29 protein-coding genes are annotated in these 23,553 nt (G+C 59.2%); 3 read left to right on the top strand and 26 right to left on the bottom strand.

The window, feature by feature from the left end:
* The first annotated feature begins 240 nt into the window (after positions 1-240).
* Positions 241-1,353 (top strand): TIGR00730 family Rossman fold protein, encoded by a 1,113-nt coding sequence (locus tag AB4P90_RS06905; protein ID WP_103451335.1) that lies wholly within the window; start codon positions 241-243, stop codon positions 1,351-1,353.
* Between the two features lie 61 nt (positions 1,354-1,414).
* Here the strand turns inward: AB4P90_RS06905 and recX are convergent, their stop codons facing one another.
* The 23 genes from recX to AB4P90_RS06790 form a co-directional block, all read right to left on the bottom strand.
* The gene (gene recX / locus AB4P90_RS06900; RefSeq protein WP_014717177.1) at positions 1,415-1,882 is read right to left on the bottom strand and encodes a recombination regulator RecX; all 468 of its coding nucleotides are present in this window, start codon (positions 1,880-1,882) and stop codon (positions 1,415-1,417) included.
* Positions 1,883-1,890: 8 nt separating this feature from the next.
* Complete coding sequence (gene recA, locus AB4P90_RS06895) at positions 1,891-2,949, bottom strand: recombinase RecA (protein ID WP_014717176.1); 1,059 nt, start codon at positions 2,947-2,949, stop codon at positions 1,891-1,893.
* An 83-nt stretch (positions 2,950-3,032) separates the two neighbouring features.
* Positions 3,033-3,533 (bottom strand): CinA family protein, encoded by a 501-nt coding sequence (locus AB4P90_RS06890; protein ID WP_014717175.1) that lies wholly within the window; start codon positions 3,531-3,533, stop codon positions 3,033-3,035.
* Positions 3,534-3,685: 152 nt separating this feature from the next.
* Positions 3,686-4,243 carry a glycoside hydrolase family 19 protein gene (locus AB4P90_RS06885; protein WP_014717174.1) on the bottom strand — a complete coding sequence of 186 codons (558 nt, stop codon included), beginning with the start codon at positions 4,241-4,243 and terminating at the stop codon, positions 3,686-3,688.
* 22 nt (positions 4,244-4,265) lie between these two features.
* Positions 4,266-5,267 (bottom strand): contractile injection system protein, VgrG/Pvc8 family, encoded by a 1,002-nt coding sequence (locus AB4P90_RS06880; protein WP_032872893.1) that lies wholly within the window; start codon positions 5,265-5,267, stop codon positions 4,266-4,268.
* Positions 5,268-5,276: 9 nt separating this feature from the next.
* Positions 5,277-5,489 carry a tail protein X gene (locus AB4P90_RS06875; RefSeq protein ID WP_014717172.1) on the bottom strand — a complete coding sequence of 71 codons (213 nt, stop codon included), beginning with the start codon at positions 5,487-5,489 and terminating at the stop codon, positions 5,277-5,279.
* On the bottom strand, positions 5,482-5,865 hold the full coding sequence (locus AB4P90_RS06870) for a phage tail protein (RefSeq protein WP_014717171.1): 384 nt from the start codon (positions 5,863-5,865) through the stop codon (positions 5,482-5,484). Before AB4P90_RS06870 ends, AB4P90_RS06875 begins: the two co-directional genes overlap by 8 nt.
* Positions 5,865-8,087: a phage tail tape measure protein gene (locus AB4P90_RS06865; RefSeq protein ID WP_014717170.1), complete on the bottom strand. Its 2,223-nt coding sequence runs from the start codon at positions 8,085-8,087 to the stop codon at positions 5,865-5,867. The genes AB4P90_RS06870 and AB4P90_RS06865 overlap by 1 nt, the downstream gene beginning before the upstream one ends.
* A 6-nt stretch (positions 8,088-8,093) precedes the next feature.
* The gene (locus AB4P90_RS06860; RefSeq protein WP_014717169.1) at positions 8,094-8,219 is read right to left on the bottom strand and encodes a hypothetical protein; all 126 of its coding nucleotides are present in this window, start codon (positions 8,217-8,219) and stop codon (positions 8,094-8,096) included.
* Entirely contained in the window at positions 8,216-8,788 is a 573-nt protein-coding gene (locus AB4P90_RS06855) for a phage tail assembly protein (RefSeq protein WP_014717168.1), read from the bottom strand. Before AB4P90_RS06855 ends, AB4P90_RS06860 begins: the two co-directional genes overlap by 4 nt.
* 180 nt (positions 8,789-8,968) lie before the next feature.
* Positions 8,969-9,475 carry a phage major tail tube protein gene (locus AB4P90_RS06850; protein WP_014717167.1) on the bottom strand — a complete coding sequence of 169 codons (507 nt, stop codon included), beginning with the start codon at positions 9,473-9,475 and terminating at the stop codon, positions 8,969-8,971.
* Complete coding sequence (locus tag AB4P90_RS06845) at positions 9,475-10,641, bottom strand: tail protein (protein ID WP_014717166.1); 1,167 nt, start codon at positions 10,639-10,641, stop codon at positions 9,475-9,477. Before AB4P90_RS06845 ends, AB4P90_RS06850 begins: the two co-directional genes overlap by 1 nt.
* Before the next feature lie 2 nt (positions 10,642-10,643).
* Positions 10,644-10,817 (bottom strand): hypothetical protein, encoded by a 174-nt coding sequence (locus AB4P90_RS06840; RefSeq protein ID WP_003189022.1) that lies wholly within the window; start codon positions 10,815-10,817, stop codon positions 10,644-10,646.
* A gap of 87 nt (positions 10,818-10,904) precedes the next feature.
* Positions 10,905-11,207, bottom strand: coding sequence for a hypothetical protein (locus AB4P90_RS06835; protein WP_032872916.1), 303 nt, complete (start codon positions 11,205-11,207; stop codon positions 10,905-10,907).
* A gap of 2 nt (positions 11,208-11,209) precedes the next feature.
* On the bottom strand, positions 11,210-11,992 hold the full coding sequence (locus AB4P90_RS06830; RefSeq protein WP_032872888.1) for a hypothetical protein: 783 nt from the start codon (positions 11,990-11,992) through the stop codon (positions 11,210-11,212).
* Between the two features lie 47 nt (positions 11,993-12,039).
* Positions 12,040-12,570 carry a hypothetical protein gene (locus AB4P90_RS06825; RefSeq protein WP_019817709.1) on the bottom strand — a complete coding sequence of 177 codons (531 nt, stop codon included), beginning with the start codon at positions 12,568-12,570 and terminating at the stop codon, positions 12,040-12,042.
* A complete protein-coding gene (locus AB4P90_RS06820; protein ID WP_014717162.1) occupies positions 12,567-13,205 on the bottom strand; it encodes a phage tail protein I in 639 nt (212 codons plus the stop codon). The genes AB4P90_RS06825 and AB4P90_RS06820 overlap by 4 nt, the downstream gene beginning before the upstream one ends.
* A complete protein-coding gene (locus AB4P90_RS06815; protein WP_014717161.1) occupies positions 13,202-14,197 on the bottom strand; it encodes a baseplate J/gp47 family protein in 996 nt (331 codons plus the stop codon). Before AB4P90_RS06815 ends, AB4P90_RS06820 begins: the two co-directional genes overlap by 4 nt.
* Positions 14,194-14,526, bottom strand: a complete 333-nt coding sequence (locus AB4P90_RS06810) for a phage baseplate protein (protein WP_014717160.1) — start codon at positions 14,524-14,526, stop codon at positions 14,194-14,196. The genes AB4P90_RS06815 and AB4P90_RS06810 overlap by 4 nt, the downstream gene beginning before the upstream one ends.
* Before the next feature lie 9 nt (positions 14,527-14,535).
* The gene (locus tag AB4P90_RS06805) at positions 14,536-15,147 is read right to left on the bottom strand and encodes a phage baseplate assembly protein V (protein ID WP_014717159.1); all 612 of its coding nucleotides are present in this window, start codon (positions 15,145-15,147) and stop codon (positions 14,536-14,538) included.
* 3 nt (positions 15,148-15,150) lie between these two features.
* On the bottom strand, positions 15,151-15,666 hold the full coding sequence (locus AB4P90_RS06800; RefSeq protein ID WP_014717158.1) for a hypothetical protein: 516 nt from the start codon (positions 15,664-15,666) through the stop codon (positions 15,151-15,153).
* A gap of 23 nt (positions 15,667-15,689) precedes the next feature.
* Positions 15,690-16,028 carry a phage holin family protein gene (locus tag AB4P90_RS06795; RefSeq protein WP_005785384.1) on the bottom strand — a complete coding sequence of 113 codons (339 nt, stop codon included), beginning with the start codon at positions 16,026-16,028 and terminating at the stop codon, positions 15,690-15,692.
* 590 nt (positions 16,029-16,618) lie between these two features.
* Complete coding sequence (locus tag AB4P90_RS06790; RefSeq protein WP_395606087.1) at positions 16,619-17,362, bottom strand: helix-turn-helix transcriptional regulator; 744 nt, start codon at positions 17,360-17,362, stop codon at positions 16,619-16,621.
* Positions 17,363-17,587: 225 nt separating this feature from the next.
* Here AB4P90_RS06790 and AB4P90_RS06785 point away from each other — a divergent pair, with 225 nt between their 5' ends.
* Both AB4P90_RS06785 and AB4P90_RS06780 read left to right on the top strand, forming a co-directional pair.
* Positions 17,588-18,076 (top strand): Panacea domain-containing protein, encoded by a 489-nt coding sequence (locus AB4P90_RS06785; protein ID WP_014717156.1) that lies wholly within the window; start codon positions 17,588-17,590, stop codon positions 18,074-18,076.
* On the top strand, positions 18,069-18,440 hold the full coding sequence (locus AB4P90_RS06780) for a hypothetical protein (RefSeq protein ID WP_014717155.1): 372 nt from the start codon (positions 18,069-18,071) through the stop codon (positions 18,438-18,440). Before AB4P90_RS06785 ends, AB4P90_RS06780 begins: the two co-directional genes overlap by 8 nt.
* A gap of 297 nt (positions 18,441-18,737) precedes the next feature.
* Here AB4P90_RS06780 and AB4P90_RS06775 read toward each other — a convergent pair whose 3' ends face one another.
* The 3 genes from AB4P90_RS06775 to AB4P90_RS06765 all read right to left on the bottom strand — a co-directional run bounded on the left by AB4P90_RS06775 (position 18,738) and on the right by AB4P90_RS06765 (position 23,226).
* Complete coding sequence (locus AB4P90_RS06775; protein ID WP_019817703.1) at positions 18,738-19,391, bottom strand: RraA family protein; 654 nt, start codon at positions 19,389-19,391, stop codon at positions 18,738-18,740.
* A gap of 27 nt (positions 19,392-19,418) precedes the next feature.
* A complete protein-coding gene (locus AB4P90_RS06770) occupies positions 19,419-20,474 on the bottom strand; it encodes a D-isomer specific 2-hydroxyacid dehydrogenase family protein (protein ID WP_019817702.1) in 1,056 nt (351 codons plus the stop codon).
* Positions 20,475-20,538: 64 nt separating this feature from the next.
* A complete protein-coding gene (locus AB4P90_RS06765; RefSeq protein ID WP_395605764.1) occupies positions 20,539-23,226 on the bottom strand; it encodes a phosphoenolpyruvate carboxylase in 2,688 nt (895 codons plus the stop codon).
* Between the last annotated feature and the right edge of the window lie 327 nt (positions 23,227-23,553).

The raw sequence follows: 23,553 nt of genomic DNA, 5'->3' as shown, positions 1-23,553 counted from the left end.
TTTGCTGTCAACGACTAAACTGCCTAATGAGCCATCAATAAGCGGTTGCCAGCCAAGGGTTTTTCGGCCCATGATCAGCTCATCCCAGATGCCCGCCCACCACAGTTTTTAACGCTGTTCTGTCACATTTTCAGGGCAAAAAAGGCCTGCCCTCCTGCGGCATGCCGCGACACAAGCAGTGTCGTGGCCCAGGCGACGTTCTCGTCGACTACCCAGGCCCTGTAGAGAAGGAGAAATTGAATGCCTTATGAATCGAATGATTTGTTGCTTCGTCATTTTGAAGAAAACGGGACCGACCTCGCCCAGCAGGTCGACGCACAAATTCAGTTGATCGCCCCCAACAGCCCGAATATCTCCCTTTATCGAGACATGATTCTCACCGTCCTGCGCATGGCCCAGGACGACCGTGATCGCTGGAACGCCAAGATCACCCTGCGCGCCATTCGCGAATTGGATCATGCCTTTCGGGTGCTCGAACAATTCAAGGGCCGGCGCAAAGTCACGGTATTCGGCTCGGCGCGTACGCCAGTGGAAAGCCCCCTGTATGCGCTAGCCCGAGAGGTAGGTGCGGCGTTGGCACGGTCCGACCTGATGGTCATCACCGGTGGCGGTGGCGGCATCATGGCCGCGGCCCACGAAGGTGCGGGCCTGGAGCACAGCCTAGGGTTCAATATCACCCTGCCCTTTGAACAGCATGCCAACCCAACCATTGATGGCACCGACAACCTGCTGTCATTCCACTTCTTCTTTACCCGCAAGCTGTTCTTCGTCAAGGAAGCCGACGCACTGGTGTTGTGCCCTGGCGGTTTCGGCACCCTCGACGAGGCATTGGAAGTGCTGACCCTGATCCAGACCGGCAAGAGCCCACTGGTGCCGGTAGTGCTACTGGATGCGCCGGGCGGTGGGTTCTGGCAAGGCGCCCTGGATTTCATCCGCAGTCAGTTGGAAGCCAATCGCTATATCCTGCCCACCGACCTCAAACTGGTCCGCCTGGTCTACAGCGCCGAAGAGGCCGTAGACGAAATCAACCAGTTCTACGCCAACTTCCACTCCACCCGCTGGCTTAAGCGTGAGTTTGTGGTGCGCATGAATCATCCCCTGAGTGAGCGTGCCCTCGCCCATATGCAGCAAGCGTTTGCCAGCCTGCGGCTCAGTGGCGAATTCCAGCAACTCGCCTATACGGGCGAAGACCATGACGAACCGAGATTCAGCCATTTGACGCGCCTGGTGTTCAATTTCAACGGTCGCGATCAGGGGCGATTGCGGGAGTTGGTGGATTACATCAACCTGCCGGAGAACTGGGCACAGGCTCAGGGCAAGGCCCAGCAACGGATGACGCCAGAGACAGCGTGATTTTTTGCAGGCAAAAAAAAAGGCCCACTATTTTCATAGTGGGCCTTTTGTTTTTTGGCGTTCAGTCGTCCATATCCCGGCCGCTCAACAAGCGGCTGATCATGTCCATCGAAAACCCGCGATAACTCAAGAAGCGACCTTGCTTCGCACGTTCTTTGGCATCAATCGGAAGATGCCCCGCAAATTTGCGACGCCAGGTGTCTTCCAACTGCGACTGCCAATTGATACCGCACTCACGTAGCGCAAGGTCAATATCGGCACGTTGCAGTCCACGTTGGCTTAACTCCTCGCGAATCCGCGCAGGGCCGTAACCGGAACGTGCGCGGTAAGACACAAAGCTTTCAAGGTAACGGGCTTCCGACAACAGCCCTTCTTCCGTTAACCGGTCGAGGGCTGTTTCGATCATCTCTGGCTCTGCGCCGCGCTGACGCAACTTACGTGTCAGCTCGACTCGACCATGCTCGCGGCGAGCGAGCAGGTCCATCGCAGTGCGCCGAACGGCGACGAGTGTATCCAGTACAACAGTCATCGTTTGCTTCAGACGTCAGTATCGGCTTCTTCCATTTCATCTACCGGCTCGCGGTTGGCAGCCGCTTTCACGTCCGGCGCTGCGGTCAGAAGCTTGTCGCGGATCTGCTTCTCAAGCGTGGCAGCGATATCCGGATTGTCTGCCAGGAACTTGGCCGAGTTGGCCTTGCCCTGACCGATCTTGCTGCCGTTGTAGGCATACCAGGCACCGGACTTCTCGACAAAACCGTGCAGTACGCCCAGGTCGATCATCTCGCCGTTCAGGTAGATACCCTTGCCGTAGAGAATCTGGAACTCAGCCTGACGGAATGGCGGGGCCACTTTGTTCTTCACGACCTTGACGCGGGTTTCGCTACCGACAACCTCGTCACCTTCCTTCACCGCGCCAGTACGACGGATATCCAGACGGACCGAAGCGTAGAACTTCAGCGCGTTACCACCGGTGGTGGTTTCCGGGCTGCCGAACATCACGCCGATCTTCATACGGATCTGGTTGATGAAGATCACCAGGCAGTTGGCGTTCTTGATGTTACCGGTAATTTTACGCAGCGCCTGGGACATCAGGCGGGCTTGCAGGCCCACGTGCATGTCGCCCATTTCGCCTTCGATTTCAGCCTTGGGCACCAGGGCCGCCACGGAGTCGACCACGATCACGTCGATGGCGTTGGAGCGCACCAGCATGTCGGTGATTTCCAGGGCTTGCTCGCCGGTGTCCGGCTGGGAAACCAGCAGGTCATCGACGTTGACGCCCAGCTTGCCGGCGTATTCAGGATCCAGGGCGTGCTCGGCGTCGACGAACGCGCAGGTAGCGCCCATCTTTTGCGCCTGGGCAATCACCGACAGGGTCAGGGTGGTTTTACCGGAAGATTCAGGACCGTAGATTTCAACGATACGGCCTTTTGGCAGGCCACCAATGCCGAGCGCGATGTCCAGACCCAGAGAGCCAGTGGAAATAGCCGGGATCGCCTGACGGTCGTGATCGCCCATACGCATTACGGCACCCTTGCCGAATTGACGTTCGATCTGACCCAGGGCCGCAGCCAAGGCTTTCTTCTTGTTGTCGTCCATTAAAGTCCTCACGTAATCAATAAGGCCTGACGGCCAACACCTGTATAAGTAGACAGTATTGTTCCACAAAGATCGGTGATCGCCTACCCCTGATTGTCTATTTCTGCTGCAGCTCGTCGCAACAAGCCCTCCAGCGCGGCTTTTACCGTTTGTCGGCGGACCTCGTCGCGGTTGCCGGGGAAGTGCGCAAGCTCGGCGGTCACCTCGTCGCCCACGGCAAAGGCCAGCCAAACGGTGCCCACCGGCTTGTCCGGCGAACCGCCATCGGGGCCGGCCACACCGCTGACCGCCACGGCAAATCGCGCCAGGCTTTTTTCCTGCGCACCGCGGGCCATCGCCTCCACCACTTCCTGGCTGACAGCCCCGACCTTGACGAACAGTTTTTCCGGCACATTCAACTGTCGGGTCTTCTGCCGGTTGGAATAGGTGACATAGCCCGCCTCGAACCAGGCCGAGCTGCCCGGAATTCGCGTGATGGCTTCGGCAATGCCGCCGCCGGTACAGGACTCGGCAGTGGTCACGTGAGCACTGAGCACCTGCAAACGGCGACCCAGTTCGGCAGCCAGTTGAGTGATTTCCTTCACAGTCGTCTCCAGGAGTGGGCGGGGGTTCGCCTACCCTACAGGAGCCTATCGGCCATGCAAGGTACAGAGTGCATCAAGAGGCTAATGCGCGACGGCCTGCACCTGCCACACATGCGCCATGAGCAGGCGCGCACCGATCAGGCGAAACGCACCTAAGAAACGCAGAGCACCGCCTTCGCCCGCGCCCACAACTGCAAACGGTCGTCCAGGCCATTGAGGCCGCCGTTGATCCGACGGGTGATGGTGGTGAACTGATCGTTGTCGGCAAGTTCGTTAAGGCCGTTGCTTTGCCAGAACCAGGCGGCGGACTCGCAGGCCCATTGCGGTTGTTCCAGCAGTTGCGGCTGGAGCAGCAGGCGATCATCGCCGAACAGTGCTTGGCTGCACGCAAGGTAATTACGGCGGCCGGTTATCTGGATCAACCCTCTGCCGCGATACTTTTGTCCATCTCCGTCCGCTTCCGGGGTGTTGCCCAGGCGCGCGCCCAAGACGCCGGTGTCATATTTGCTCAAGTATTGATCACTGCCCAATTCGCGCACGTACTGCAACTGGGCAGACTCGTGGCCGATTTGGGCGAGGAAGGCGGCGACGCGACGGGCCGTATTGATCTGATGCCCCGCAAAGGCCGCATTTAGAAAGGTTAAAAAAATGCCCGCGCGAAGGCGGGCTCCAGGCATGACACCCAGAAGCTGAGCATGTGTGATTACCATGGGTTTTACTCTAAGGAAGGATCTACACCGACAAACCGCTGGCCTGGACCGTACTCCGATAGCCACCTTTTCGCTCGCCCCTGGATGTCACCGTTTTAATCGACCAGCGCCCTTGCATGAACCCCGGCCACGACTCATCCAGCAGCAACAGGCCTTCAGCAGCCAACGAAGGATTACCAGGGCAGACCACATCAATCTGCAACCCTTCGCGCCCCACCCGCCGCATCTCTCCCTGCGCCGCCGAGCGTGCTTCGTCCTCGCTCTGGTAGCGCTGTGTCACCACTTTGAAGGGTGCGATGCCCACCTTGACGACACGCTGTTTTCCGGCTGCCGCGTCCCACCATGACGTTTGCGCGCCGTTGTATTTGGCACGGCTGGTTTCGGTGAAACTGGCGCTGATGAACGCGCGGTCACCTGGGCGATTATCATGGGTGATCGACAACCGTACATCCGGCAATGCCTTGCCCGACAGCGTCTTGATCTGGCCTTTGCGCCCCAGTACATACAGCTCATCGACAGGCTTGGCCACCGCATCGAAGCGCTTGGCCAGGCGCGTCAGAAAAGCCATGTCGCTTTCATTGGTCTGATCGATGTGCGCGATCGGCTCACCGTCGAGTTCAGGCGCCACACGCGGTGAAAAACCGTATCGGGTGGTCAGTTGGCGAAACAGCGCACCCAGGGTTATCGGACCATGGCTGGCGGTGCGGCGCTGTTTGAATTCGTGCTCGTCGAACGGTGCCGCCGTGGCCACCAGCACCAGTCGCAATGGGAACATCGAGGGCGTGCGCTGGGTGATATTGAACACGCCCTTATCCACCAGGCCCGATTCCAGGTACCCAATACGCAGGCCAATTTTGCCGCCCAGATCGGGCAGCCCTTCAAGCCCCTCGATATCGAGGGTCAGCTTCAGTTGATCAGATACAAACCCCGCTGCGTCGGTATGTTCCCACTCCAAGAGCCGCTCGTTGAATAACGCGGCATTGGCTCCGTATAGCTCCACTACAGGTGTAAATCCGAGTGCCATGATGGCTCCTTAATCCCAGGCGGAAACCGGCCGGCTCGCAACTGGTTGCGCGTCCAATTCGGGCACCAGCACGCTGACGCCCGCCGGCAGTACCGCGCCCTGTTCGGCCAACTCCGGGTTCAAGCGCCACAACGCTTCTTCTGCGGCGTCGTCACTGCGCCCCAGTTCGCGGTAGAGCAACAGGTTCACCGAGTCGCCGGCAATACTTCGAACCCTACGCATTGACGAACTCCTCCAGTAACAATGTCCAATTGATCACCATGGCCGTCCCGTCGTCGATCACGCTGGCTTGTTTTTCACTGATCGACTGGATGGTCCATAGCCCCCAGTTACGCCCTAACCCGTCCACCAAAGGCAACGGCGCACGCAGGGCCTGCAGGGTGCGCAACTCATCCAGGCGCGCCATGCCATTGGCACGCGCAGCCTTGCCGCCCAATGCCAGCGTTTCGAGCCCCTGGCCGACCTGGCTGGATTTAGGTTTGCCGGCAATGATGTCGAGACTGACCCAGCCCCCGCTGCTACCACGATCAAGCGTGTCGTAGGCGAACCCACGGGACAGCCCGAAAATAAAAGTACCCAAGACCATCTGTTGTCGCATCACACAGCTCCATCGGTGAGTGCTGCGCCGCGTCGGGTCGCCAGCAGGTTGTCCATCGACAGCGGGGTAAATTGCGCTTCGATCTGTTGCACCACGAGCGCCGCCAGTTGTTGATGGCTGGCTTGCTCAGGCGCGGTGATGGTGATTTGCGGGGCGAAGTTGATTTGGCGGTTGTCGGCTTGAGGGGCGTTGAGGTTTTTGCTGACCTCTGTGGGGGATGGCAGGCGATCGCCCGCCCCCATCACTTTTTCAGCCAGCCACGCACCGACGTCACTGCCCACGAAAGTGCCCACGGCACCACCGACTACCTTACCGATTGCGCCCCCGGCGACGCCGCCCATCACACCGCCCAACACTGTGCCGGCACCCGGAACGACCGAACCGATAACAGCTCCCGCCAGCGTGCCGACCGCTCGGCCTATCGCCATCCCAGCCACATCACCGACGACACCGCCGGCAACACCGCCGCCGATAGAGCCCACGCTAGTGCCAACCGCTTGACCCAGGTTTCCGGTCATCGCGCCTTGCGTCATCTCGACACCGGCCTGGGCCACCACCAAACCCAGGGGGACCCCTTTGGCCAGCTTGCTCACCTTCGCCGCTTTGCCAGAGATGCCAGGGCCGGAAGCAGGCGGGCGATTACCGCTGTGCTCGTCATTGCTCGGGGCTTTGCGCTGGCTGTCCGGCGGTGTGGTTTTATTCCCTGCTGCCGGCCCCTCTCCGAGCACTTTCCCTGCGACCTTTTCGAAAATCTTGTCCTTCACGGCACCGAAAACACCAGAAACCACCGGGATCAGCACCGCCCCCGCCAGGGCGACGGCAGCGGCAGCCTTGGGCAGGCCTTCCGCGAGCCAAGCCACGCCACTGACCAGGCCGTTCATTGCGGTCAGCGAGGCATCTACAACGGGGGCAAGCGCTGTATCAGAGGCGGTGCTCAAGCGTGTGGTACTGGCCTCGTAGGCTTGCCGACGCGCGTAAGTAGAGTCCGCACGAACCGCGGCCGAACGCAGCACCGAACCTTGGTCGCCCAGCGTCGAAGTGGCGTAGGTGGATTTTTCTGCGACCAGCGAAAAGGCCTGTTTCACGCTGTCGATCACCGGTACCAGGCTCAGAATCGTCTGGTTGCCGTCGAACAACTGCGTCGCCAGCACCGCCTGCCTTTCGGCAGGTTGCGACTTGAGCGCCTCCAGCACCGTAAGCACGGCCTGTGGGGCGTCCTGTTTCATGCCCGCCGCGAGTACTTTTGGATCAAGCTTGAGCTCTGCCCAGGCACTGCGTTGCCCTGCAGAGGCGTTGTCGCCTTTAGCCAGGACGGTGCTGATTTTTTCCAGCCCGGCACCAGCAACAGCCTTGCTGTTACCTGCGCTCAACAACGCCGCCGAAAGCGCTGCAGCCTGTTCGGGACTCATGCCCGCAGCCTTCGCGGCAGCGCCCTGGAGTTGCACAACAGCGCCGATATCCGCCGATTCGGCCTTGAGCGATACCTGGGTGCCCAGCACGTTTGTTGCGTCGGCAAGGTCCAAGGCTTGTGCGCGATCAAGGTGCATTGACTCGCGCCAGCCGCCCATGATTTCGCCGGCATTTTTGACGTCGATCTTGAACGCCGTCGCCATGATCGCAGCGTCGCGAGCGAACTGCTGCAGGTCTGCCCGGCGCCCAACGGGGTCGATATTGCCCGAAGCGTCCTTACGATCACTGCCGATACCGGAACGGGCGGCGGCATACTCGACCTTCGCGAGGTCGACGGCATTGGCACCACTGGCAGCTACCACCGGCTCGGACGCCATGGCAAGGTTGGCTTCACGCAATGCCTTGCGCTCATGCCGGGCAAACATCAACAGTTGATCAATATCAGTCATCGCGGCGTCCAGCGCCTGCGAGGGTGTACGCTTGTCTGTAGCCGCGACGGTCTTCGTGCCCTCTGCGTTCCCGGCAGTTTGAGCTTGCCGGGCGTCCATCACCTTGAGCAACGAGACGTTGAACAGCTCCAGCGTATCGACCAACCGTACCTGCCCGTCCGCCAGATGCTTGATCTGCAAGCTGGCATCGGCCAATGCCAGGGCCAAACTCGCCGCACTCCCCGGGGCCACCTCAAGCGGGCTCGGCAGCGCTTGAGTGATAGGTTTGAGACTGGCCTGCATTCCTGTCATCTGAAGGGCGCCCTGAGTCATCACGCCGTCCTTGGCAATGGCTGACCCTGCTCCATGATTACTATCTGCCATTGCGCTCTACTCCTGTTTGACGCCAAGACGACTGATTGCGATGTCGTAGCGGCGCAATGCTTTGCCGGCTTCCCAATCGAGGATTTCCGCTTCGTTCACCGAGTAAACCAGCGGCACTACATCGAGAATCACTTCGATGTCGCGCTCCGAAAGAAGTCCGCCGGTTTGTTTAAAAAATCGTCGATGCGCTCCTGCAGCTCGGTCCAGTCGGGCACGGTCAGGCCGGCAAGATCGGGAATCATCAGGCCCGTGCAATGGGCGGTGATGAACTCGGCGCGCTCTTTGTTAGTGGCGAGTTTTTTCATCACCTTGGTAGCGCGCAGGGCGGGCATTTCCAGGGGCAGTTCCGACAGGTTTCGGCCGGCGGCTTCCAGGGGTAATAGCAGGTGGACAGGCTGGTCGTGGGTCGTCACGTCCTGTTCTTTCAGGAAGAACGAGGCCGGGCGTGTCGACATTTCGTGTACGTACTGCGCAATGCTCACGTAGTCCGGGCGCTTGAGTTGGTCGAGCTCTTTTTCCGACAGGCCGGTGGCGAGTTTCGCCAGTTCGAAGAACTGGTCGTCCTCGTCATCACCGGCCCGGGCCAGCGCGTCTTTTTGCGCGGCATAGAACAACGGTTTGAGTTGAACCTGCTCGATCATTGCACCGGTGTCGGCGGTGATCGGGGACAGCAGGATGTGCAACGGTGGCATCCAGGCCATGGGGAATTCCTTGTTGAGCGGTGTTGAAAAGTGCAAAAAATCTAAACCTGAGCACGGCCCCTGCGGGAGCTGGCTTGCCTGCGATGGCATCCACTCGATGCTCCAGAGATACCGAGTCGCCTGCATCGCAGGCAAGCCAGCTCCCACCTTGACCGTGCTCGCTTCAGATTGCGCCGGCCCTTAAGGCATCAGCACGGCGCGGCGGGCATCGCCAAGGATGTCGACGCCGTTGAGCACGAACTTCTGGGTGCGCACATCGATATCGATCACCGAAATGCCATTTTCCAGACGGTTGTAGGTACGGCAGGACAGCTCCAGCGTGGTGGTGGCCTTGTCGCCCATTTTCAGCTTCGCCTCCTCCAGGGATTTGAGCTTGCCGCCCACGGTGTGGTAGGTGAAATAGGTCTTGCCGTCTTGATCCTGGCCGGCTTCACGCACGTTCAGCAAAATGTCGTCGCCCATGCGCACGCCCAGGGCCAGCATGATTTGCGGGCCGGCACCTTGCAGCACCAGCTTGGCATTGAGCACCTTGCCGCTCTTGGCCATTTCCTCGGCGATAAAGCGCCCGCCGGACATGGCCTCCATGTCGAACTCGATCTTCGGCGGGGTGAATTCTTCCACGGTTGCGGACAACGGCAGGCCTTGAAGGGTGGCCGCAATGGCCTGTCTGACTCGGTTGGTAAACATTAGAGAACGTCCTCCAGGAACTGCTCGATGATTTCATCGCGGGCGTTGAGTTGATAAACCATGTGTTCGTTCGGCGCGTAGCGGCCGTAGTCGATGACGATGAACCAGGTGCCGTTCTTGTATTTCTCGACGCTGTTCAGTTCCGGGTGCAGGTACACGCTGCCGCCGGGGATGGTTTCGTCGGCCACCAGGGTTTGCAGCCAGTCGTTGATGCGCTTAACCTCCTGGTCCATGAAGGACTTGGTGAGGTTCTTGGCCATGGCTTTCTGGCCGGCCTTGACCAGCTTGCGGCTGATGGCATCTTCCAGGCCGACGTAGCTGATGAACTTGCCGGTGATGGAGCGGTTGCCCAACAGCGAGAAGCCGCCGAGGATGGTGCGGGCGTAGTAGCTCACGCCATAGCGGTTGAGCAGGTCGCCTTCGGTGGAGGTGTCGAGGATGTTGTACTCGACCACGCGGGAAACGTCCTCGGCGAAGGTCACCTGGTTACCTGGACTCTCCCACTGCTTGACCTTGGCCAATGCGGCGATGGCCAGCGAGGATGGCGACAGGAACACGTTCTTCTTCGCGGCTTTGGAGTACACCGACGGCATGTTGTGCACCAGCAGGCAACGGTCGAAGCCGAGGTCGGCCCCGCCCAGTTCACCGCTGTAGGTCACTTGGTCGGCAACGGACGCGTCCTTGCCATCCAGTACCACACGGGCCTTGATGCGCTTGCCGAAGGAGGCGAACTCACCAGCCACGGCCTTGGTGCCGGTAAAGCCTGGAGCGCCGATGATGGTCAGGTCTTCAGGCACGCTGCTCAGGGCCGCCAGGCCCAGCTTGCGACCGGTGACCGGGTCGTTGCCGCCGATCACATTATTGATCGTATCGGCCGGGGTGGCGCCTTCTTCGACGATGACCACATAGACCGGCACCTTGACCACCTTGAGGATCTGGTACACCGCCTGGAACAAGGTGCCCGACTCAGTGCCGGTAGGGTCCAGCAGCGCCTGGGCGGTGAAGCTGTTGATGCGAAACGGCGCGTTTTTGGGGATTGACGCATGGGCATTCGGCGCAGTGCCGACCAGGCCGATGACGTTATCGCCAAGGCCACCCATGGCCTCGGGGGATTCAGTGGCATTCACAGTGATGCCGTTGTGCTCGAAGTTCAGGACTTCTGCCATGGTTATTCAGCCTTCTTGGGGGTGGAGTTGAGGACGCTGGTCAGTTCCAGACGGCCAGCGGTGCGCAGGGCGGATGCTTCGACGTCGAGCAGTTCCAGTTCCTCGCCGGCGGTGGACCAATGGCCGTTGCCGATGGGGAATGGGATGAGGACGGTGTAGGTTTGGCGGGTGGGCATGGGTGGAAATCTCCGGGTGAGAAATGCAAAAGCCCCTGCGGGGAGGGGCTTTGGGGAGGCGAAAAAAAACCGCTTTCGCGGTGGGGATCAGTTGCGATCAGGCAAGGGATAGAGCGCCTTGATTTCGGCGACTTTGTCACGCCAGGCCTTTTCTTTTTCTGGAGTTTCGTCGTATTGCCACTCCAGAAATAATGGATCAGCTTCAGTTACGTACAACGTACGACGCGCAGAGATAACGCTCTCCAACTTGGCATTGCTTTCCGCCTGCATGACGAGTTCATCTGCGCGAACCTCGTCAAATCCCAATGCCATCAATGTTGGGCGGTCCGCAGGGACATTGATCAGCGTCTCTCCAGAGGGAAGCAGTAGTGTTTTGATATATCCAATCATCTTCATACCCCTTTTGCTGTGTAACGCAGATCGTTATCCAACGTATAAGCCAAGCGGCTTTCCGGATAAGTTTCTCCAAGTTCGGTGGCGGTTATCGCAAACGGTTTCACCTTCCAGCAAATTTCATATTCAGGGGTCACTGCTTGGCTCAATTCCACTTCAGCATCTGAGCGACTGTACTTCACAGGCTCCTCAAAGCTCTTGGTGACGATATACGTCAGCCCGCCACGCAAATAGCAGCCAGATTCCTGCGGGGACGAGACCAATGTGCCTGGTATCTGGTTAAGCCAGATGGGCTTCAAGCCAGTGACCGGACGGACGTACGACCACATCCCGAATTGAGCACGACGGACGGTCTCTCGGTAGGTTTGAGAGATGCGCTTGATAGTCAAAAAATTAGCGTCCCCATTCCACGGGATCCCACAGCCCTCCATTTGCAGATTTAGACCGGCGACATGGGGCTCAAAATTGTTGTTGAATGGATTGAGGCCTGCGTCCAAGCCATAGTTTCTGGAAATTATGATCTCCGACATACCTCTCTCGTTACCTGGCATACGCCACCAGACCGGATAAAAAATATTGGTAGAAAGTCCCGTAAGATCAATTGTTTGTGTATAAGAGGCACGGCCATTAATATCCTTAGCCTGCACACTATTACGCCAAGCAGTAAACTGACTCGAAGCGGCCTCTACCCGCGCATCAATCTTCCCAATTTGGTTGGTAACCGTCTCCGTAAGTTTATTACATGCATCCACAACCTTCGTGATAGTCGTTTCAAGTCCCATCATCAACTCCCTGTCAGTTAATCTTTCCAGCACTTTTGTCAGTGCTACTACTTCGCTTCGAGCTGCATAACCCGAAACATCAAATCAACGTGGCGGGACATATTGCCAACCGAAGCCGCGGCCATAATCGCGATCTCCTCCGCCAACAACAGATTCAAGTTCTCACTCCCCACCACAATCGTCACGCTATCCGCCGGCAACGGCGAAACATCCAGCGTAAACTTCTGCAGCACCCGCGCCGCCGCCGCTTTATACGTCAGCAACTTCCCCACCACGGAATACACCGCCAGCAAGGTGCCGCTGGCGAGGTAAAACCCGAACTCGCCAATCTCATACTCACCGTCGCCATCAAACAGCGCGGCCATCCTGAGTTGGCGCTCGCCCAGGTCTTCGTAATCGACGATGGCCACCCGTTGGCGCTCGTCACGCAAGGCCACTTCCGTGCCGTCGGGGTTGTAGCGGCCGGTGCCGGCGCCGATGTGGGTGATTTCGCCTTTGAGGCCCTGGTTCTTTGCCTGCAGCACTTCATCCAAACCTTTGGAGGTGAAGCGCACCAGGCGCGTGATTTCATCTGTCATGGCTGCGCCCTGAGGTCGTAATCGTTAATGGTGTAGTGCTGGGCAACCCCGGCACTGTTTAGGCGAGCCACCAGCGCCAGGTCCGGCAATGCGCCGTTCAGGTAAAACTCGCCGTCGCTTAAAGGCGCGTCGAGCACTTGCGTGAGCGCGAGCTGGCCTTCGGTTTCATGCACGATGGTAATCGTCGCCTGATCGCGCTCGCTTTTCGCCGCGTTGATGCGACGGATCAGCCGGTTGTGGTCGCCGCTGGACCAACTGCGCCCGATGATCGCCTGCACGTCGAAGGTGTAAGGCACGCCCAAGGGGCGCTGCTGATACCAAGCGCTGATATTCGGCGTGAAGCCCAATGACTCCACCGCATGGCTCAGTGCCTTGGGCGTGCCGGCCTGGCGTTGAATCTGCCAGGACAAGGCCACGGTCAGGCGTTTTTCCGCTTCGCTGGCCTCGGCATCCCATTCGCTGACGCCACGGTCGGCGGCCAGGTAAGGCAGGAACTCGCTAGGGGTATACAGCGGGTTCATCAGCGCCGGAAACGGCGGGGCGACACGCTCAAGCAATGTGCCGAAGCCCAGGTCCAACGCCTTTTCCAGCGGTGAGCTGTTGGCGGGCAGCAAACTCGCTTTGGGTTCACTCATAGTGTGCGCACCTCCACCTCGACGCCCGTGCAATACGGGGCCTGGAACGCCGTGCTGACAATCGGCGCCAGCGGTTCGAGGATGTGCAGTTGCGCGGCCCCGGCACTGTGGATGGCGTAGTCGATCCAGCTGGGGTCCACCCGCCCTTCCAGACGGTGGCAGGACTCGGCGTAGTCTTGCAGCAGTTTCTGCGCGGCCACTTGGGTCAGCCCCGAGTCCGGGCCGGCGTTGATCTTGGCCACCACGCGAATTTTATAGGGTTGAATCTGCGCGCCTTGGACGCTGACAAGATCGGTTTCCGGCCGTACATCCGGCCGTGCGAAATGTCGACGTACACCGTCAAGCAAGTCGACAGATGGCGTGCCGTCGCCCTCCCTGGAAAGCACGGTGACCATGACTTCCCCCGGTGCGGTGCGGCGAGCGTTGCCGTCCTTGACCTGGGCCGCGTAGCCGTCGGGGTCGAAGGTGTAGGTGACCGTGACCACACCGGGCGTCGCGCTTTGTACTTTCACTGCTGGGCGCTCGCCCAAGGTGAACACTTCGCGGCGATACTGCATGCGCGAGCCCGCCGCTGGGGCGTGGGGTGCCAAGTAGTAGCGCAGGCGGGCGTCGTCGTCGCTTTCCAAGGTGGGCGGCACCGGCGGGAAAGCCGCCGGGTCGCCTGGGTCGAGCACTTGGCGTTCCAGGCCCATATCGGCCAGGCGCGCATCCAGGTTGCTGCCGGTGGCCCACCACGCCAGCATCTGCTTGATGCGCGCGTTGTATTTGCGCTCATGGGTTTGCAGGCGCACGCAAAACGCTTCCAGGGCCAGGGTCAGCAGTTCGCTTTCGTTGTCGAGGCTGACCTGGAGTTTGGCTGCGCTTTGCGGCGCGCGAGTGGCGACGTAGTCGATGACAAACGCTTTGAATTCGGCCAGCAACGGTTCGAACTCATCGACCTTAATGATGGCCGGTTCCGCCAGTTGGTTCTGGCCGGGGATCAGCATGCTCATGTCACGACCTCGAAGGATTGTTGGCGGTTTTTCCAGGTGCCGGCAAACCGCAGCAGCAGGCCGGCGCCCTGGCGGGTAGCGACAATGACCTGAGGGTCAAAATCGCCAATGCCGTTATGAATGTTGTAGAACGCTTGGGCGGCGTGGCTTTGGGCGAGGATCAGCAAGTCATCGCCCAGGTTCTGGCCGAGCAATTGCGGGATCAGTGAGCCGTACAGCGGGCGTTTTTGCCGCGTTCCGATGGGGGTGGTCAGCGCTCGGGTGGCGCGCTGCACAAATTGCAGCCAGTCGTCGACGGCCGCCCCGGTGTTCCTATCGATTCCGAGCATGGGGTGTCCTTATCGGGGGCTGATGACGCGTCCTTGATGGTCCACCACCGGGCCGCTGAAGTGCGCGCCGCCGGCATCCAGCAACAGGCTGGTACCGCCGATTTGCAGGGTGATGCCCTGGGCGTTGAGGGTCAGGCTGGCGGCGCCGACTTTGACGTCAACCTGTTCACGGGAACCGCTGAAGCTGGTCGGGCCGTTGACCCAGTTGAAGGTGTGGCTGGCGTCGTCGTAGTCGCTTTGGGTGCCGTCTTGATGGCGCCGCCGGGTCAGCGTTGCCACGCTGGAGACCGGCGGGAAGCGATCACTGTTGAGACCAAACAGCGCCACAGACTGCACCCCGCCCTCCCCCCCGCCGTAGTTGAGCAGCAGGCATTGTTCACCCACCGTGGGGATGCGGGTTTCGGTTTGTGCACCGGCACTGGGGTTGAAAAAGCGGATCGCCGGGGTGAGCAGGTCACCGTGGCTGACCTTGCAGGTGTTGCTGGCCGCATCGACGTGCTGGCAGATGCCGATCCGGCAGAAGCTCTCGGCGCGGCGGTAGAGGTCCTCAAGCTGGGACTCCATCTCAGCCAGGCGTTCGACGATCGGTCCCAATTGCATGCGTAACAGCGCGTCGAACATGGGCTACTCCGCCAGGGGCTGGTATTGGGTTGGGTCGTCGATGTTGGAGACGTCCCAAGTGCAGGCAAATAGCGGTTGGCCTGTGGGATCGTCGAGTAACACCGGCCCCAGATAGAGGGTTTGCGTGAAGGAAACCGTCCAGGTGTCGTAGTCCGTTTCCACGGAAGTGCGCGCAGCGGGAGCGGCGACGATATTCGCCGGCAAATCGCACTGCGTCTGGGGCAGGTTCCAACGGTTATCCAACACCAGGTCCATGAGTTGGCTGGCCAGGTCGCAGGCATCGAACGGCAATGCACCGGGGGCGACCATGGCCCTCAGTGAAATGCTCAGCACGTGAGCCTTGCGCCCTTCGCGAGAGCGAATGCCCGGGCCATTGCCTTCGACCGTGACCTGCACACCGGTTTTTTCGGCGTCGCCCTTAAAGTCCTGGTGGCTACCGACCTTGATGTCCGGGAAGGCCGCGTGCAGCACCGCGCCGATGGCCTGGGGCAGTTGGGATGGCTTTTCGATAAGCGTCATTTTAAGTAGCGTCCTTGCAACAATTACTGCGGGTCCTGGCGGGAGCCTTGGTTGATCCCGATGCGCTTGGCTGCCCACCGTTCATAAAGACCGATGGCCACGTCGGCACCGGCCATGGCGGTCAGGCAACCAATGGCGCCGGCGGTCCAGATCGACATTCCGGCGGCGTAGCACAGCATCAGGGCGGAAACCCCGCAAACCATGCACGCCCCGGAACGCAGGGCCAGACGGCGGATCAGTGACCAACCGCGGGCGCCCTCCTTGTCGGCCCGCCACATCTCGCCGGATACGCCGCCGATCACTGCCAATACGATCACCAGCCAGATAGGCATTTCCGCTAACGCTTGCTGTTCATTTGTCATGTCACGCCTCCTGGCTGAGCAATAGATAGTCCGTATTTCATTTACAAATGCTTGAGTAGGTAGGCATTCCAAAAAGCCCGGTCGCCCGGGCTTTTCAGTAATGATGTCCTCGGACTTTCGGCGCTACTGGCGCGGTACGGTCCTTTCCTCGATGTTTTTCCGACCACGATCCCTGTCTGCCGGATAACTGCTTCTGGTGCTTTACGCTGCACACCCGGGTCAGTTGCCAACCCTCTGAACCGTTAAGGCCGGTTCATCGCTGCCTGTTGTTGAAGCGGTGAAACTAAAGAGCGTCGGCATCCTTGCCGGTGTTGCCTGGCATCCCTGCCATCGCTTCGATGGCGTCCTTGCCGATGTTGCGTGCCTTCCTTGTCTTCCTTGGCAGCATCCTTGCCGCCTCCACCAGGCCTTGTTGGCTGGCTTGAGACGAAGAATATGCATGTATGCATATACAGTCAATGCACAAATGCATTTATTTTTGCTGCGCAAATGCGCATATGCATTAGAAGGCCTACTGGCTTGGGGTTTGCCGGTTTTCTGCGGGCGAAAAAAAACCCGCACATGGGCGGGTTTCTTCTTACGAGTGGGAGTTAGCGGGCGTACATACCCCACCAGAAAACATGACCGAGGATGCTGATCTGCTCGTCCTGGATATCCTGGAAGCTGTAGTCCTCATCGGGGTGTTCATCACGATTGAAGCTGCGCAGGCGGATACCGGAAGGCAGGCGGTAGAGCTGTTTAACCCGCAACTGGCCGTTGTGATTGATGGCATACAGGTCACCATCGACGATATCGCCAATGCCGCTCTTGCCGGCATTGACCCCCACCGTGGCGCCGTCGCGCAACACCGGCAACATGCTGTTGCCGCGCACCGTCACGCACTTGGCCTGGTCGAACTGCACACCGTTATGCCGCAGGCTGCGCTTGCCGAACCGCAGGCTGGCCTTTTCGCTTTCCTCGATGACGAATCTTCCTGATCCAGCAGCCAATTCAACCTCGCGCAGAAAGGGGATCGACACCTCGTCATCATTGACGGGGGTGTCGTCGTCCCACAGGCTTATGTCCTTGAGTTCCGAATGCATCGGGTCGCGCCCGTCATCGCGCAAAGCGCCCACTGCTGAGCGCCCGCGCAGGTAATCAGTGCTCACGCGAAAATACTCGGCGATACGGGAGATGTGTTTATCCGACGGATCAACGATCTTGCCGCTGAGGATCCGGGACAGTGTGGATTGAGGCACGCCAGTGCGTCGGTGAAGCTCCGTGGGGGAGATCCGGTCGCGGTCCAGCAGCTCTCTTAAGACGATAGAAACGTTGCGTTTTTGCATAGCGCGGATAGTGACGGGAGTTTGGGGGGTTGGCAAATGCTAATTTGCATATTTATGCACTAAACATCCGGACCTCACTTAATTCGAATCAGAACACTGTATATACAACCAGTTATTGACACTCTATTATTCCGACAGCTTGGTATTGCTGCCGATCAACACCTTGCATGTCGACAACTCAAGGCCTATGTATAAAACTCTTTGACAACGTAGCCAGCAACGACGGAGGTGCTCATGGCTTATTCAGCGCTAGCTGTCGCTAACGCCTTCATTGAACGTGCGAAGGAAGGCAAGCTTTCGGGCCTGACGCCCATGAAGCTGCAAAAACTGCTGTTTTATACGCAGTCCTGGCATTTGCGCGAACGGGATCAGCCCCTCATGGATGATCACTTCGCCCGCTGGCAATATGGCCCGGTCATTCCGTCGCTTTACCATGAGTTAAAATCCTACGGTAATCGCCCGGTGACCGCGTTGCTCAGCAACCTGAAGCCCGACGCCGAAGACATTGTCTTCGTGACACCGAGGGTTCCTGAGAGCGATACCTACACCCATCGTTTGATTGACCGGATCATCAACAAATACGGCAAGTGGTCTGGCACCCAACTGTCCAACCTCTCCCACGAGGACGGCACAGCCTGGGCCCTCAAGGGCGCCGACGGTTCGGCCATCGACTGGGAAGACATGGCCACACTCATTCACCCAAAGAGCCGCATCCGTGAGTGAAGAACTCGACAACCTGGAACTCACCTTGCCCCCCGTGGCAGGGCCTGACCAGGACACCCAAGCCGGTGGCGAGCAAGCCATAGGCACCGACGATGAAAGAAGCCAGAACCTCAAAGACCAGAAGGCTGAAAGGCAACTGCGCAAGAAATATGCGGGGCGTGCGTTTTGGTTCGCTGCGTGCGGGGTGATCTTCTGGGGGGTCCTGCTGGTGTGGAATGGCTGGTCGACGTATTACTCGGGTAAAGCGCCGTTCTCGGACAATGTGTTGATTGCCATCACTACGGCGACTTCAATCAACTTGTTTGCGGCGTTTCTTGGGGTGATCAGAGGGTTGTTTCCGGCTAGTGGGCGTAAATCCAAATAGTCTGGTCGTACTCATACCCTGACTTCTCTCTATCCGGCATTGAGGTGTGAGCACGCAAAAGTCAGTTAATCATCTTCAAGGCACTGATCGGTTTTTTAGTTTTTGCCGACCTTATCCAGCAGCGACCGGCTGCAAAAATCGCACCGAGGTGGAGTTTCATCTTGCGGCCAACACCTCGGATTTCCGCCACGTCCGTATTGCGCAAGACCTGGTCCCGCTTAACCGGGTCGGTGCTATTGACCACCCCGACCAGCATCAACTGAAGCCGCACCCGCGGCGGCTTCTGTCGTCGGCCAGTCAGCGGCGCGGAGTCTGCAAGGCGTGGTAGCCGTAATCGGCGCGAGCTTTGCGTAAAGGAACGCCCTCCTCGATAGCCGTACGAATATGTTCTTCGGCCTGGTGGATTTCTTCGGCCACCTCCAGCACTTCGCTCAGTGAGCCGGCCGGAATCACCACCAGGCCGTCACCGTCGCCGCGCAACCAATCATCGGGTTGTACCCGCACGCCACCCAGCGTAACGGGCGCCTGGATCGCTTCGACACGCACGCGATCCTTGCCGGTGCGCATCCAGTTCCCCCGGGAAAAGATCGGGTAGTTAAGCTCCAACGCACGGTCGACATCGCGGCAGATACCGTCAATCACCGTCCCGGCCAACTGCTTACGGGCGGCGGTAGAGGTCAGTAAATCGCCCCACACGGTGGTGTCGAGCCGCGCCTGGTTGTCGATCACTACCACCTGGCCAGCCTCAAGGTCGTCGATGTAGTCACCAACAGAGCCGCCGTCCAGGCCAGTAGGGCCGTAGCGCAGGGTCCAGGCTTTGCCTGTGAGGTTGAACGACCGGTCCAGAGGCATGATGTCGGTGCACTGGCAAACGATTTTCAGGCGGTCCATCGCATCGCTGAGGTCGGTGCAACTCAGGGCGTCGAGGCGGGTAACAATAGAGGTTTGCATGATGTGGCCTTCCTTGTGTCCTGTGGGTTAACGCGCGGTGGCGTCGGCACTGAATGCGTGGATCTTGTCGACGATCTGGCGTGACGCCGTCCGGATTGCCGTGGTGGTATTGCCAGCGATGTGCGGCGTCAATTGCGCATTGGCAATAGTGGTCAATGGCGAGTCGAAGCGGTCTTTTTCAAGGGCAAAGGTATCGATGGCGACGGCTTTGATATGCCTGGGAAACTGGCGCATGAAAGCGGCCAACCGGTGTTCGTCGACGATCCCGCCGCGCGCGGTATTGATGAGGATTGATCCCTGGCGCATCTGCTGGAACTCGGCGGTGCCGAACAAGCCTCGGGTCTGCGGGGTGAGCGGTACGTGGATCGAGACGATGTTCGCCTCGGCCAGTAACTGTCCAAGACCTGCCCGCCGTTCAAGCCCAAGGCTGTGCGCCACCGGTTCGGTAAAACGTTCGGACCCGGTGGCGATCACCCTGATGCCCAGCGCCGCAGCCTTGCGCGCCACCTGCCGGGCAATGCTGCCGGTGCCCACCAGCCCAAGCGTCAGTTCGGCGTATTCGCAGGCAGGTGCCAAGGAGCCTTTTGCCCAATGGCCGTTGTGCGTTTCAGCGTTGTAGTCATCCAGGTCGCGCGACAGAAACAGCGCCTGGGCCACGACGTATTCGGCAACAGCGGTCGCGTTGGAGCCCGGTGTGTTGAGGATCGCCACGCCACACTGCTCGCACGCCAGCCGATCAATATGATTGATCCCTGTGCCAGCCTGGGCAATGGCGCGCAGTGGCGTGGCCAACGCCGGCGAGGTGGCAGCGCGGATCAGGCCAGCGCCCAACGGGATGTTCAGGCGCGTCTTGAACACGCTGTAACCCCCGGCCTGACTCACGGCGGCAATAAAGCCAGGCTCGTCATGGCAGTTGATCTCGGCATAGTGAATGCGCGTGCCGTAGTGCTGCCGGATGCGCTCTTTGTCCGCGAAATAATGCAGGTTGAGGGTGACGCCCAGGCCCAGTTCAAGAAAGCGATCGACTTCCTCAAACAGTAACGGCGGCCCGGGGGCATCCAGTATCAAGGTGGTAAATGCCATACAGTTGATCCTCTTGGAGGGTAGCGCCTGCCGATACCCAGGTTGCCCTGGGCATCGGGGTTAATCACCAGGTGAAATGGTGGGCGCTTGCGGGATCGACCAAACCTGCATCGGTACTCACGGCCGCGAGGAACCCGCTGTAGAAATCATTCAGCGATGACGACTGGATGAACGCGGGATTGCTTTTGGCGTAGAGCAGAAACAAGCGATAGATTCGCAAGTTCTTTTCCTTGAGATAGACCTCGGCCCTGAGGCTGGGCCATAGGTTGAGCAAGCTGCCTTCCTTGATTTTCCATGGATCCGCCGGCTCGGTGCCGTTGGTGGCTTTGTACACGAAGCGCTTACCTTCAATCACTTCCAGGTGCAGGCTGGCCAGCAGCTGTTCGGCGGTACCGACGGCTTCGGCCTTCAAGGCTTGCGCCAGCCTCTGGATGTGGGCCTTTTCCGGGATGCTGCCGGTCAGGGTCAGCCAGGCGCATTTGAGGTCGGTTCGCGCAATGGCGTAGGCCATGCCTTTGACGTAGGTGTGAAAGCTCTCATCCTCGTTGAAGGCCTTGGACAAGCAAGTTGCCGGCTCTTGCGCAAACTGCCCGACGCCGATCAGTTCGCTGTGCAGTCCACCGGCCAGCAAGGCGCGGGTCCAGGGAATCGCACGAATGGCATCGGGACGCGACTCGAACACCTTGATGTTGAAGATACGAGAAGGCGGCCGGGTGCCTTTGGCGGTGGCCCTGACCACATCGAATCGTGCCAGGTCCCGCAGCAGGGAAGGCAGCGCCGGATGCTCGAAGAACGTCGCCTGGTAGCGGCGCACCACGCCCCCCCAACGTTGAACCCTGCCGGCAATGACCTCCTCGGACGGCTGCGGCTTGGGCTCGGCGTGCATACGGTACAACTGGCTGAGAAAGTTGACGGACTGGTTGCGGGTCAGCAGATGAGCGCGCATCTCCGCGCAGCCGGCCAGCATGAAGCGGGTTTCCGGGCCCTCCAGCGCGCCGAACTCCTGCAAGGTCTCGGCGATCACCCCATTACACCGTGCGTGTTCCCCGCCCATGATGACGTGGACGACCACCTCGATGCCATAACGGGCCGCGATCAACTTGTGCTGGTTGGCAATCGCCATGTTCAGCTTGTGCATGGCCTTGCCGCCTTGCTTGCCCGTGTCGCTGGGGCCAAACGTGATGTATTGGCGGTTGCCGCGCGTTGCCAGGTGCTGGCGGTACACCGGGTTTTCGTACACCTCATGCACCGTGGCCACCGTGCGCTCGGCACCTGCCAGGTCTTCAGGTTGCAGAGCGATGTCAATCCCGTCCCGTACCTGGGCCGCTTTCATCAGGAACAGCACCTCCAGCGCGCTGAGGGCCGAGGTGTACTCGGCGATCCCGTGGATTTTCATCCGGTCGCGATAACGGTCAATCATTTCAAACCGTTCCACCGCGTTGCGCGCATCGTGCATGCGGATATAGCTCGCATCCTGCTCCATCAGCGCAATGTAATCCTGGCCGGCATATTGCTCGACTTTCCGCGTGTAAATCGGCGTGGTGCGTTGCAAATACTCCTGCCACAGGGCAGCGGGCGTCCGGGCCGTCCCGCCCTCCAGCGCGACCTCAAGGGCGGCCTGACGCGCACGCTCATCCAGCTCGTGATAGTGCCGGCCCTGGCCCAGGCCGATGGTTTCCAGCCACTGACTGGAAAGGATCTCATCGACCACGCAGCTGAACATCTCGGCGTTTTCACGAAACTCGATATCCAGATAGTGAAAGCCAAACGCATGCATCCGCAGCAGCAGACGGTCGATGGCGGCGGGCTGGGTAAAACGGATGCTGCTCAGTGCGTCGATCAGTTCGGCGGGACGCTTGAAATGCTCGGGATGATCCTTGCCCACGCGAGCACGAATCTCTTCAAGGCGATGCCGTGCGCCGCCGTCTTTGATCAGACTGTCGATATCAGCGATGTAGCGATTGCGCAGCGCCGTTTCCAGCGCCACCACCAGGGTTTCGGTGTGCTGGTTGGTGTCATAGGGGCGGCCATCCTTGTCGCCGTATAACCAGGTGAACAACGTCAGCCATTTTTCCTGCGGCGCCAGGCCCAGGGCGTGATGCACGTCGGGCAACGCGTCATACACACTGTCGGCGTAAAAAATCTGTGACTCGATATCGGTGCCATTACTGCCCGACCACACGGCGTTGTACAACTCCAGCAGAAGCTGCGCAGTGACTTGAGGCTTTTTCAGGCCACGATCCTCGACGTGCTGTGCCAGTTTCTGCAAGACCAGCACAACGGAGTGCTTGAGCTGGTCGGTTTCTTTGCACAGCACTCCCAGGCTGATATTCACGCCCGCAGGCGCTGCAATCAACTGCGGATCGAGCGTGAGCAACTGACGAGGCAGACTGGCTTGCGAAGCAATCTGAGTCGCCACACCCCTGACCGACAATTCGAACAGCAGTTGCTTGATCAGTAACAACTTCCAGAATGCCTCGACGTCTTTGCTGGAGCGCGATTCGAAGAACGCCTTGCCCAGAGCTGCGGCCAATTTCGAATCACCCTTGTCCAGATACGACAGCGTATCGATTTCAGCATAGATCCTGAGACAGGCACGGGCATGCGGGGTGTGGGAAGCATCATCCGTGTTGGCCTTGAGTGCGTGCTCCAGGGCTCGCCATAGGACGTCATGCAGTAGCGCGGGGTTGGTATGGCCGATTGAGGGGCGAGTTGATGCATTTTCCAGTATGGAGTTGATCACATGATTCATGGGTTCAAGCCTCGATAATTGTCAAATCCCTTGTTTGCAGTGCGCCGAACAGACACACGCAAAATCATCAATGTCCCAGGCTTAACCCACTGCGTCGCAACGAACGGAACTCACCTGTTCGCCGACAGAAAGCCCCCTTGTCGATACCGAAAAACGGCAAAAAAATGAAACAATTTGTTACATCTGTGAGCAATAAAACATGCTCCGAATTTTTCGACAAAAGACCTTTTTGGAATAGAGAGTCAGAAAAAAATGATAGGAAGCTAATAAAAATCACATCAACGATTCTTTTTAGTGCGGATGTTTTTTCTAAAACCCTGATTATTC

Source organism: Pseudomonas sp. B16120 (assembly GCF_044218845.1).
Taxonomy (GTDB): Bacteria; Pseudomonadota; Gammaproteobacteria; order Pseudomonadales; family Pseudomonadaceae; genus Aquipseudomonas; species Aquipseudomonas paracarnis.
This window is presented reverse-complemented; position numbering and strand designations above follow the sequence as displayed.

Coding starts and splice junctions, on each gene's coding strand:
- AB4P90_RS06905 (WP_103451335.1), top strand. CDS start 241: ATGCCTTATGAATCGAATGATTTGTTGCTTCGTCATTTTGAAGAAAAC.
- recX (WP_014717177.1), bottom strand. CDS start 1,882: ATGACTGTTGTACTGGATACACTCGTCGCCGTTCGGCGCACTGCGATG.
- recA (WP_014717176.1), bottom strand. CDS start 2,949: ATGGACGACAACAAGAAGAAAGCCTTGGCTGCGGCCCTGGGTCAGATC.
- AB4P90_RS06885 (WP_014717174.1), bottom strand. CDS start 4,243: ATGGTAATCACACATGCTCAGCTTCTGGGTGTCATGCCTGGAGCCCGC.
- AB4P90_RS06880 (WP_032872893.1), bottom strand. CDS start 5,267: ATGGCACTCGGATTTACACCTGTAGTGGAGCTATACGGAGCCAATGCC.
- AB4P90_RS06875 (WP_014717172.1), bottom strand. CDS start 5,489: ATGCGTAGGGTTCGAAGTATTGCCGGCGACTCGGTGAACCTGTTGCTC.
- AB4P90_RS06870 (WP_014717171.1), bottom strand. CDS start 5,865: ATGCGACAACAGATGGTCTTGGGTACTTTTATTTTCGGGCTGTCCCGT.
- AB4P90_RS06865 (WP_014717170.1), bottom strand. CDS start 8,087: ATGGCAGATAGTAATCATGGAGCAGGGTCAGCCATTGCCAAGGACGGC.
- AB4P90_RS06855 (WP_014717168.1), bottom strand. CDS start 8,788: ATGGCCTGGATGCCACCGTTGCACATCCTGCTGTCCCCGATCACCGCC.
- AB4P90_RS06850 (WP_014717167.1), bottom strand. CDS start 9,475: ATGTTTACCAACCGAGTCAGACAGGCCATTGCGGCCACCCTTCAAGGC.
- AB4P90_RS06845 (WP_014717166.1), bottom strand. CDS start 10,641: ATGGCAGAAGTCCTGAACTTCGAGCACAACGGCATCACTGTGAATGCC.
- AB4P90_RS06840 (WP_003189022.1), bottom strand. CDS start 10,817: ATGCCCACCCGCCAAACCTACACCGTCCTCATCCCATTCCCCATCGGC.
- AB4P90_RS06835 (WP_032872916.1), bottom strand. CDS start 11,207: ATGATTGGATATATCAAAACACTACTGCTTCCCTCTGGAGAGACGCTG.
- AB4P90_RS06830 (WP_032872888.1), bottom strand. CDS start 11,992: ATGGGACTTGAAACGACTATCACGAAGGTTGTGGATGCATGTAATAAA.
- AB4P90_RS06825 (WP_019817709.1), bottom strand. CDS start 12,570: ATGACAGATGAAATCACGCGCCTGGTGCGCTTCACCTCCAAAGGTTTG.
- AB4P90_RS06820 (WP_014717162.1), bottom strand. CDS start 13,205: ATGAGTGAACCCAAAGCGAGTTTGCTGCCCGCCAACAGCTCACCGCTG.
- AB4P90_RS06815 (WP_014717161.1), bottom strand. CDS start 14,197: ATGAGCATGCTGATCCCCGGCCAGAACCAACTGGCGGAACCGGCCATC.
- AB4P90_RS06810 (WP_014717160.1), bottom strand. CDS start 14,526: ATGCTCGGAATCGATAGGAACACCGGGGCGGCCGTCGACGACTGGCTG.
- AB4P90_RS06805 (WP_014717159.1), bottom strand. CDS start 15,147: ATGTTCGACGCGCTGTTACGCATGCAATTGGGACCGATCGTCGAACGC.
- AB4P90_RS06800 (WP_014717158.1), bottom strand. CDS start 15,666: ATGACGCTTATCGAAAAGCCATCCCAACTGCCCCAGGCCATCGGCGCG.
- AB4P90_RS06795 (WP_005785384.1), bottom strand. CDS start 16,028: ATGACAAATGAACAGCAAGCGTTAGCGGAAATGCCTATCTGGCTGGTG.
- AB4P90_RS06785 (WP_014717156.1), top strand. CDS start 17,588: ATGGCTTATTCAGCGCTAGCTGTCGCTAACGCCTTCATTGAACGTGCG.
- AB4P90_RS06775 (WP_019817703.1), bottom strand. CDS start 19,391: ATGCAAACCTCTATTGTTACCCGCCTCGACGCCCTGAGTTGCACCGAC.
- AB4P90_RS06770 (WP_019817702.1), bottom strand. CDS start 20,474: ATGGCATTTACCACCTTGATACTGGATGCCCCCGGGCCGCCGTTACTG.
- AB4P90_RS06765 (WP_395605764.1), bottom strand. CDS start 23,226: ATGAATCATGTGATCAACTCCATACTGGAAAATGCATCAACTCGCCCC.